This is a genomic window from Mahella sp. (assembly GCF_020054945.1).
In the GTDB taxonomy this organism is placed as follows: Bacteria; Bacillota; Clostridia; order Mahellales; family Mahellaceae; genus Mahella.
In genome coordinates, this window is the sequence record NZ_JAIHAU010000014.1 from 62,535 (window position 1) to 71,736 (window position 9,202).

Below are 9,202 nucleotides of genomic sequence, written 5' to 3' on the forward strand. Positions count from 1 at the left end.
ATTCATTTTTATTCAAACTTTACGACTACCTTTAGATATTTATCCGTTGTCTTAGCTAATTCTGCAAACATTGTCGGCGACTGTTCTAAAACAATTTCTTTTGAGATAAGTGTATTCAAATTTAAGTTTGTTTCGGAAAGAAAATCAATAGTTTCACCAAATTCCTCATGGGTATAAATGTAAGTGCCAAATATTTTAAGTTCTTTCGTCACTACATCCTGCATATTGAGTTCTATCATCTTTGCGCTATTGCCTACCCATATACACGTCCCCTGCGTTCTAAGGCTACTCAAGGCTTGTGTTACAGTGGGACCTATTCCAACCGCTTCAAAGGCCACATCCACAAGTTTACCATCCAGGACATTTTGAATGTCTCTTTGGAACTCATCTATGTTTTTATCTTTAGGATTGATTACATGCGTGGCCCCGAGCTTTTTTGCCATATTTAACCTAAATTCGCTTAGATCAGAAACGATGATGTTCTTCGCATTCCTTGCCTTAACGACACTCAATACCATTTGTCCGATAGTTCCGCCACCTACAATCAGCACATTTTTGCCGGTAATGTCCCCTGCTTTCTTTACGCCACAGTATGCAACAGCCAACGGCTCTATTAACGCTCCTTCATCAAAGCTGATGTTATCCGGCAGTTTATATAGAAGCTTCACCGGTACAGCCAGGTACTCTTCAAAAGCACCGTTGACATCCATAACGCCAAAAAACCTTTTATTCAAGCATACATTTGTATAGCCGCTTTTACAATTCTCACATTCACCGCAAAAGTCGACCGGCTGTACTGTTACTCTATCGCCAATTTTATAATCACATACAGTGCCTTCTCCAAAACGCACGATTTCGCCTGAAAATTCATGCCCCATCACCATCGGCGCTATCCTTCTGCCCGTTATGCCCAAATATCCATGCACGTCACTGCCACAAATACCACAAGCTCTTACCTTTATCAAAGCCTCATTTTTTAATGGCACAGGCTCCGATACTTCTGTCACACGCAAATCATTAGGCCCATAATACATCAACGCTTTCATCTTCCGGCTCCTCTCCAATCTGTTTGCTTCAATAGATATACAAATATCATGTAGTTAACTGCTGATAGTTGTCATACAGTCCGATTGTAACAAGCCCCTCCTTCTCATGATTATTTTATCCATTACTCAACAAGCCTTCCCTGCCTATAATTCTCAATGGTCTTATTAACATGCTCTTTCATAATCTTCTTGGCCTGCTCACTATCTTGATGCTCTATAGCTTCAACCAGTTTTGTATGATAATAAATACCTAACTTAAAGCCTAATCTTTTTACAATATCAGTCATAGCTGTTTTTAAAATATCATTTAAAATATTATATGTTTCAATTATTAGGGAATTCCTTGTAATCTGAGCTATTTTAAAATGAAAACGCAGGTCGGCTTCCGCAAAGAGTTTAGTATCTTCTTTAACGTCTTCCATGTCCTTTAATATTTCCTTTAATTCTGCAATATCCTCTTGCGTTGCTCGCTCAGCTGCAAGGCCTACAGATTCGGATTCAATCACGTACCTGAATTCCAGTACTTCCAGCGTCGAATTTTCGCCAAGGTAAGCCAATGGAATTATAGCGTTCATATACACGCCGGGCTTTACTTCTTTCACAAAAGAACCCTCTCCAACCCTTGTTTCTATTAATCCCAACGCCGTTAACTTTTGTATGGCATGACGTACCGTTACACGGCTGACATTAAAAGCCTCCGCCAATTCATTCTCCGAAGGAATTTTATCCCCTTGTTTCCATTCGCCGTTCAATAATTGCCTCTTTAATTGTTCATAAACCTGCTCGCTCACGTTTGACTTTTTAATCGGCTGAATTCCCATATAAAAACCTCTGTTTCATCTTATGTCAATATTTTGTATTGTATGGCCATGGTGATCCACCTGCCAGGCATCCGCCATCCACATGTATCATCGTGCCGGTCATATAGCTGGATGCATCGGAAGCTAGCATTACGGCTACGCCAATAAGCTCCTCGGGATTACCCGGCCTTTCCATGGAAATCCGTTCTTTTAAGTACCTGCTGCGCTCGGGATGTTCCCATGTTTCGGTGGTAAGAGGTGTCAGGATATGGCCCGGCGCAATTGCGTTAGCCCTGATACCGTGCTTTGCCCACTCAATGGCCATAGAGCGCGTCAAAGCAGCCACTCCGCTTTTGCTGGCACCATATACGCTGCATCCACCCAGCATACCTACGGCATTATGTGAAGATATGTTTATTATGTTTCCGCTGTGTTTTTTTATCATATGCTTTACAACCTCTTGTGTAAGGAAGAAAAGCCCTTTCAGATTAATATTCATAATTCTGTCATATGTAGCTTCATCCACATCCAGAAAGCCTTCTCTTTTGTTTATGCCTGCGCAATTGATAAGTACATCGATTTTACCATAATCTTTTATAACAGCTCTCACGCAATCTTTAATAGAATCCATATTTAGTAAATCTAGTTTATAACTTTTCGCCTTATTGCCTTTCGATTTTATATCATTTTCTACCTCGGATAACCTTTCCTCGGCAATATCGCATAACACCATGTCGCCGCCCGCATCAGCCAATCCTTTGGCCAATGCACTGCCAATCCCTCCGGCAGCTCCTGTTAAAAGAATTATCTTGCCCTCAAGTGAAAATAGTTTCTCTAAGTTTTCCCCTATTGACATATTTCCAACCACCTCTTTACTTAATTATTTATATGCTGTATGTTGTCTGCTTGTATTACAACCATCTATGTTATTATTATAACCCTTTGATAAGCAAAGTCAAGCATTAACGAAAAATTTTTTATTAGCTTAAGTCAAGCGTTCATAAAAGCATCTCTGGCCCACTGTGCCCATTCTTCCTTAACGCCTATAGCATCCCACTGCGGATAATCTTTAGCTATAAAGCCGCCGCCATATCGGCCGAAGTAATATATCATTTTCTCAGCCTCTTCTTTGATCAGTTGTTCATTACCGGTCTGCATGATTTTTTGTATATCCACAGGCGACCAGAATGTAACCTTGCCGCCGAAATTCTCTCCCAAGCGCTCAACGCCCATTAACTCAGGTTGGTCGAGCTGAAGCGCATCGATGCCGACTTCTATGAGATCAGGTATGATATCATATATATAACCGCATGAATGCATCAAAACGTGCATGCCACGCACATGCGCCCTGTCCACAAGAACCTTAAACGATGGCTTGAACAGCTCGCGCCACGTCTTAGGGCTTATAAGAAGTCGATCTTGCGTACCCCAATCTTCCGCAAATGTCACTCCATCGGCTCCTATAGCAGCATAGTTATCTATGACTTTTAACAGCATATTCACTACCATATCATTCAGGCGCAATACTTCTTCTTTGTATAATAATACATCCATCAAGAAATTCTCCATGCGCCTTATATATCGCATTATAGCAAACGGAAAACCGGGTAATCCCCCTAATCTGTATTTATCCGCCTGCTCTTCAAAACGTCTTTTAGCAGGCTGATAAAGTTCCAACGGCGAATAATCGGGCAGTTGATAATTATCCAGGCCTTCCCATCCATCCTCTAAAGCGCCGCGTATAACCTCTCCTTTAGTGATGCTCTCCAAACGTCCCCATATATTGCCGTATTCATCCATATATACCTCGCCGTTAAAGTCGGGTACAAGCTTCAATATCTCGGGATCCTTGCCCCATTTAGTGGCCTTTCCCGTATTTACTCCTCCCCAAACCATATCGCTGGGATGTGGCGGTGAAAAATCATATCCTATCCTTTCCGGATTTTTGAATTCAAGCACGCGTTTTATTATTTCCCTGCTGGTCATTATACCAACCTCCCATACTCAATTATGGCTTCATAATACAACATTTTATAACATGTTTCTATAGACAAAACCACTTCTTTTTGTATTATATTATGATGACTTTATATAATTGGTCGGGCTCACGCCTTTTTTATTTTTAAATACGCGGCTGAAATAAAATATATCGCTAAAGCCCACTTTTTCCGCTATTTCACCAATGGTATGGTTCCCTGCCAAAAGTAATTCTATAGAACGGTCTATTCTCAAATTATTTACGTACTCTATCGGTGTACAGCCCATGATACGCTTGAATTCGGCTTCGAAATAGGTAGGACTTAAACCCGCGCATTCCGCTAAATCGGCTATTGTTATGGGCATGTCATAATGCTTATTTATATAATCCACAGCATTTTCTATACGCTTTATGTGGGCCGGAGCTATCCCTTTAAGCCTATGCTGCCCCATAAGTTCACCAATTACCACATTGAACAAGCCATTTGCCTTGATCTTATAGCCCTGCCTTTGATGAAGCCATATGTCATTGAATTCACGTAGTATATTTACAATTCTGTCGAGATTGGTTACCTTAAATACCATGTCCAAAGGAAGCGGTACATCTCTATAATCATATATTATAACCTCATCATTTTCTATACAAGCGCAGTGATAACGGAAGTTAAATGCATAACAGTGCATAAGGTCATCTGGATCAGTAACAGCAGAATGCATAGTACCGGGTGGTATGAGCACGCCATATCCCTTTGTCAGCTTAGCGGAGCCGTCTTTCCACGCAAACACGCACTGGCCCTCGGTAAGTATCATCAGATTATAAAAATCCAGGCTCCGCGTGGCCAGATGCCATTCCGGCGTACACTTTCTATACACCATATATGATATGTCCGGTATTATATAATCAATATCAGCTTTCACGTTATGCACTCCTAGCAACTCGGAATTATTTTACTTATATTATTTTATCATAAAAAATCGAGTAAGGGTTAGATTAACTCTTACTCGATACAGTTGAAAGACTTATTGCGCGAATTTTGCCACGCTCCAAAAAGCCGGTTTAGGCATAAATTCTCTATCGAAAAGCAACGGATAATTAGTCCTGCCTTTTACCGGAAAATCGTTCAGCCATGAACCGCCATCATAATAGCCCCAGAATGTGACCCGTCCTATAACATCCTTATAGTTTCTGTACAAAGCAAATATCTCTCCATATCTACCAGCCTGCAGTTTTAATATATCGTCAGGGACACCGTCTTTATACCTGTCTTCTTTATCATCCCATTTGTATAGATCCATATCGAGCTCGCTTATATTTACCTTTACACCCAGCGAAGAGAATTTTTTTATGGATTCTTCTATTTCCTGTACAGAAGGATAATATATATTTATATGGGACTGCATACCAACAGCATCTATGCGGATACCTTTTTCTTTGAGGCCTTTTACAAGATTGTATATTGCCTCTCTCTTGCCCGGGGTCTCGGTATTATAATCGTTATAGTACAGCTCGGCGTCCGGATCGGCCTCATGAGCAAACTTGAAAGCCCATTCTATATAATCGTCACCTATAATTTTTTTCCACATGCTATCTCTCAACCCATACGGGGCAGAATCGTCTATGGCTTCATTCACCACATCCCAGCCGTATACTTTGCCCTTATAATGCCCCACTACCGTTTTTATATGTTCTTCCATTCTCTTTAAAAGAACATCGCGGTTGACCAAATTGCCATCTGCATCTTTAAACACCCAATCTGGCGTCTGGTTATGCCATATGAGCGTATGTCCGACAACTTTCATACCGTTTTGCCGAGCAAATTCAACGATTTTATCAGCCGGTTCAAAATTATATACGCCGTCTTGGGGATGTATCGGCTCAAATTTCATGGCGTTTTCCGGCGTAATTATGTTAAACTGCTTAGCTATAAGCTCCTTATCGGGGCTTTTAGAAATAGCATCAACGCTTACTGCCGCACCTATATAGAAATAATCTCTATACACCTCTTTTAATGACGGTATTTCATTAGTCATGGTTTCATCCTCCTTCTGTTCATTTGCTGTTTCGCTTTGTTTATCTATTGCTGGTTGCGCTCGGCCACAAGCTGCAATAAAAATAACAAGCATTGTACAAACTAATATAATACACTTTCTCATTTCTCTACTCCTGAAATCAGGAATTTCACCCCACCCGCTATATCACAGTACTAATTTCCGACATACTAGTTAGAGACCTGCCTATCGAAATATGCCGCTACAAAAACCGCAGGCGAATTCCAATATATAGCTATCTCATTGGTGGAATAACTGCCTACATTATCGACAAAACACTTTGCCGGAGGCGTACCGGCTGGTATCTCTTTCTCGGCAGTAGGATCTTGTCTTCCGCTGTTAGGCCCCCCTGACAGCATTCCTGGCACCGGCTGCTCTATTCCATCGGCTTCTGATGGCCTATGATGGGGATGCATTATAGGTTTGGCACCAAATCCTGTAAGATAGCACTGGCCCAAAGCATTGCGTCCAAGTATATAGCTTAACTGATCGCGGGCGGCTTCTATGTATTTGTTATTAGGCTCCACATTATTAGCAAATATAAGGCACATAGCCCTATTCATGACTTCGCCGTTACTGCCCCAGTAGTAGTCATTCGGCCCAAGTGCTACCTTATAACCATCGTTTGACCATATACCAACTAACCTATTTGCTTCTGCCATAAATTGTGCTGTTAAATAATCATAAATATTAGGATTGGTTTTATCTTTGTCCATCGTAAGGTAAGAAACGGTCCCATATCCCCCTACTGCAGACCATCCAAAGCTCGTTTTGGAGAACGATGCGTCCTCGTAGTTTGCCTCTATATAATCATGATACTTTTGCTGACCAGTAGATCTATATAATTCCACCGCGGCCCAGAATCTTTCATCGCGGTCATTGGAATCGCCATATTCGCCGGAATTAACGCCTTGAGGATTTTTAAAGCCCGGCACATCAGGATTAGCATCGAGCCATTGCCACGCCTTCTGTGATGCCTCCAGCATCACGTCAGCAAAGCTCTCATCGATATCTTTGTAGACCCTGTGCCCCATAGCCATAGCAGCCGCAAAATCGGCTGTCGCCGTTGCTGAAATAGAATTTATATATCTCTTATCTTTATCAGCCTCTGGCATTATGAATCCCGGGAAATTCAGAGTGGCCACTTTATGGTATACGCCCCCGGTACTGGTATCCTGCATTTTTAGCATCCATTCCAATTCATATCTTACTTCATTTAATGCATCCGGCACACCATTGCCGCTCTCGGGAATATTGATTTGTTCGCTAAAGGATTCCGGACAAATCTCATATGCCCACATAAGATCGGCAACGGCTTTAGCAGCCGGTACCACGTACTTGCCATAGTCACCTGCATCATGCCAGCCACCCGTCGTGTCTACATTAACGCCTTGCTTATCATATAAATAGCCGTCATCGGCATGGCAGATATCATGTTGCCAAATACCGGCATATTCTTCTTCAAGCGCTATACCGCACCTTTGATAATAAAAAGCTTTGAGCATAGCATTTTTAACGTCTTTATAGGGCCTTTCTGCTATTATAAAATCCGATGACCTAAACTTCCCCTGGACAGAAATATAGTATGTCCCCGGCTGTTGCAGTTGCGAAAAGTCGCCATATCCTACCTCGTCTCCGGAAGAAACATCGGTTTTATATCCCCCAATTTTTCCTGTAAACATCGATTCCCCGGTGGCTTTATTTATCACATAAAAGCTTTCAGCCTTTCCGATAAAAACTGCTATTTTAGGATCCTTTATACTATAGCCCACCTGATTTACAGCTATCATTTTAACATTACTCTCCTCTATAGGGTTAACTCTGTTGATTTCGCCTTCATTTGAAGGCTTAACTTCACCATTATTATCGCATGCTGTCATTATAAGCGCAATAGATATAATGGCAGCAACGATTGCGCTACACTTTCCCCTCCGCATGCCCAACACCTTCATTCAGGCGGTATTAACGCATGCAGTAAAGGCTCTCTCCATTGGCCCGAGATAGGGTCATAAGCGCCGAAACCCGAACAAAATTCCCAGTATGCCCATGCTATATTATATTTTTCTGCCGTTCGGGCCACAAAAGACGTCCATCTTACCCTTGACTCTATATCAGCTTTGCTGTATGCTCCAAATTCGCCCATAAAAAGCTGCCTGTCGCGCTCCTTCGCCCAGTTAACTGCCTTAAGTATCTCATCCTCTATAAATTGCTTTTGGCTATCAGTTCCGTCCCACTTCTTTCCAGTCGGCGGCGATGGATTTGCCCATTCTGCTCCTTGGTGTGTAAACCAAAACGGATTATAATAATGGAACGTAACTATAATATTTTTATCGTCTTCTGGAAGCCTGAAATTTTCTAATGCTGATATATTGTTCCAATTACCCGGACCTGCTATCAGTACTCTATCGGGATTGCTCTTTCTTATCACCTCTATCGCTTCAGCCAGATAATCGTTCCAGTATTGATCCAGAGCACCGTTAGGCTCGTTTAAAATTTCGAAATAAAGCTTATCCGGATAATCCCTGTAATGTTCGGCTATCTGCTGCCAAATGCTTAAAAAACGCTCTTTTTGAGCTTCCGGTTCCTTAATAAGCTCATCGAAATGATGTATATTTATTATGGTGTAAAGTTTCTGTTCAAGCGCTTGACCCACTATATGATCTATCCTGTCGAAAAAATCCTTGTCTATAGTATATGGCAGATCAGGCATAGCATGCGCCGACCATTTTATAGGTATTCTTACCGTATCAAATCCAGTATCTTTTATTATTTTAAAGTATTCATCTTTTACAGTAACGCCCCATTCTCCTTCATTAGGGGCCTCAAGAGCATTACCGATGTTTATGCCTCTTTTCATGCCAAATACCTTCCCCTCTTTTTGAATTCTATCACAACTTGTTGTCAGAACAAGCAACGCTATCAATACACATACAACAATTGTTCGTTTCATTTATCTCCCTCGCATAGCTTACGTAGTGTCAAAAGTATTAATATACTAATGACTTGTAATGCTTTAAATGTAGAAACCTGATTAATAGATTATTTGCCATAATTTCTTAAATCAGGCAACTCATCCAGCGTAATAACTTTTTCATGATTATACACTTTCCCAAACATATATTTTTCAGTATATTTCTCAGACAAGGTATCGGTTTTGTTTAATGATACAAAATCCCCACTCCAAGTACCAAAATAAGACCATACTGCATTATCCCTAAACGCCAAATCAGTGTCAAAGAGGCATCCATTTTCAGTCAAAGCAATTATCCTCCTACCCACAGGCCATTCGGCCATCTCAAAGAATTTAGAGGTATGAGGGCTGTATATCCT

8 protein-coding genes and 1 pseudogene are annotated in these 9,202 nt (G+C 41.3%); all 9 read right to left on the reverse strand.

Features of this window, described 5'->3' with window-relative positions; genetic code table 11:
- Positions 1-8: 8 nt before the first annotated feature.
- Positions 9-1,046 (reverse strand): alcohol dehydrogenase catalytic domain-containing protein, encoded by a 1,038-nt coding sequence (locus JG770_RS04515; RefSeq protein ID WP_291955781.1) that lies wholly within the window; start codon positions 1,044-1,046, stop codon positions 9-11.
- 122 nt (positions 1,047-1,168) lie between these two features.
- Complete coding sequence (locus JG770_RS04520; RefSeq protein ID WP_291955784.1) at positions 1,169-1,867, reverse strand: FadR/GntR family transcriptional regulator; 699 nt, start codon at positions 1,865-1,867, stop codon at positions 1,169-1,171.
- Between the two features lie 25 nt (positions 1,868-1,892).
- Complete coding sequence (locus JG770_RS04525) at positions 1,893-2,702, reverse strand: glucose 1-dehydrogenase (protein ID WP_291955788.1); 810 nt, start codon at positions 2,700-2,702, stop codon at positions 1,893-1,895.
- A gap of 134 nt (positions 2,703-2,836) precedes the next feature.
- The gene (locus JG770_RS04530) at positions 2,837-3,832 is read right to left on the reverse strand and encodes a uroporphyrinogen decarboxylase family protein (protein ID WP_291955790.1); all 996 of its coding nucleotides are present in this window, start codon (positions 3,830-3,832) and stop codon (positions 2,837-2,839) included.
- Positions 3,833-3,922: 90 nt separating this feature from the next.
- Positions 3,923-4,741: an AraC family transcriptional regulator gene (locus JG770_RS04535; RefSeq protein WP_291955792.1), complete on the reverse strand. Its 819-nt coding sequence runs from the start codon at positions 4,739-4,741 to the stop codon at positions 3,923-3,925.
- A gap of 102 nt (positions 4,742-4,843) precedes the next feature.
- A complete protein-coding gene (locus tag JG770_RS04540; protein WP_291955794.1) occupies positions 4,844-5,854 on the reverse strand; it encodes an endo-1,4-beta-xylanase in 1,011 nt (336 codons plus the stop codon).
- Positions 5,855-6,042: 188 nt separating this feature from the next.
- Positions 6,043-7,809: a glycoside hydrolase family 9 protein gene (locus JG770_RS04545; RefSeq protein ID WP_291955796.1), complete on the reverse strand. Its 1,767-nt coding sequence runs from the start codon at positions 7,807-7,809 to the stop codon at positions 6,043-6,045.
- A gap of 11 nt (positions 7,810-7,820) precedes the next feature.
- Positions 7,821-8,822, reverse strand: a complete 1,002-nt coding sequence (locus JG770_RS04550; RefSeq protein ID WP_291955797.1) for a glycoside hydrolase family 5 protein — start codon at positions 8,820-8,822, stop codon at positions 7,821-7,823.
- Between the two features lie 89 nt (positions 8,823-8,911).
- Positions 8,912-9,202 (reverse strand): annotated as a pseudogene (locus JG770_RS04555) (beta-mannosidase); the annotation flags it as partial.

What these genes read in the sequence shown, in the direction of transcription:
- JG770_RS04520 (WP_291955784.1), bottom strand. Translation starts at nt 1,867, where the DNA reads ATGGGAATTCAGCCGATTAAAAAGTCAAACGTGAGCGAGCAGGTTTAT.
- JG770_RS04540 (WP_291955794.1), bottom strand. Translation starts at nt 5,854, where the DNA reads ATGACTAATGAAATACCGTCATTAAAAGAGGTGTATAGAGATTATTTC.
- JG770_RS04545 (WP_291955796.1), bottom strand. Translation starts at nt 7,809, where the DNA reads ATGCGGAGGGGAAAGTGTAGCGCAATCGTTGCTGCCATTATATCTATT.
- JG770_RS04530 (WP_291955790.1), bottom strand. Translation starts at nt 3,832, where the DNA reads ATGACCAGCAGGGAAATAATAAAACGCGTGCTTGAATTCAAAAATCCG.
- JG770_RS04550 (WP_291955797.1), bottom strand. Translation starts at nt 8,822, where the DNA reads ATGAAACGAACAATTGTTGTATGTGTATTGATAGCGTTGCTTGTTCTG.
- JG770_RS04525 (WP_291955788.1), bottom strand. Translation starts at nt 2,702, where the DNA reads ATGTCAATAGGGGAAAACTTAGAGAAACTATTTTCACTTGAGGGCAAG.
- JG770_RS04515 (WP_291955781.1), bottom strand. Translation starts at nt 1,046, where the DNA reads ATGAAAGCGTTGATGTATTATGGGCCTAATGATTTGCGTGTGACAGAA.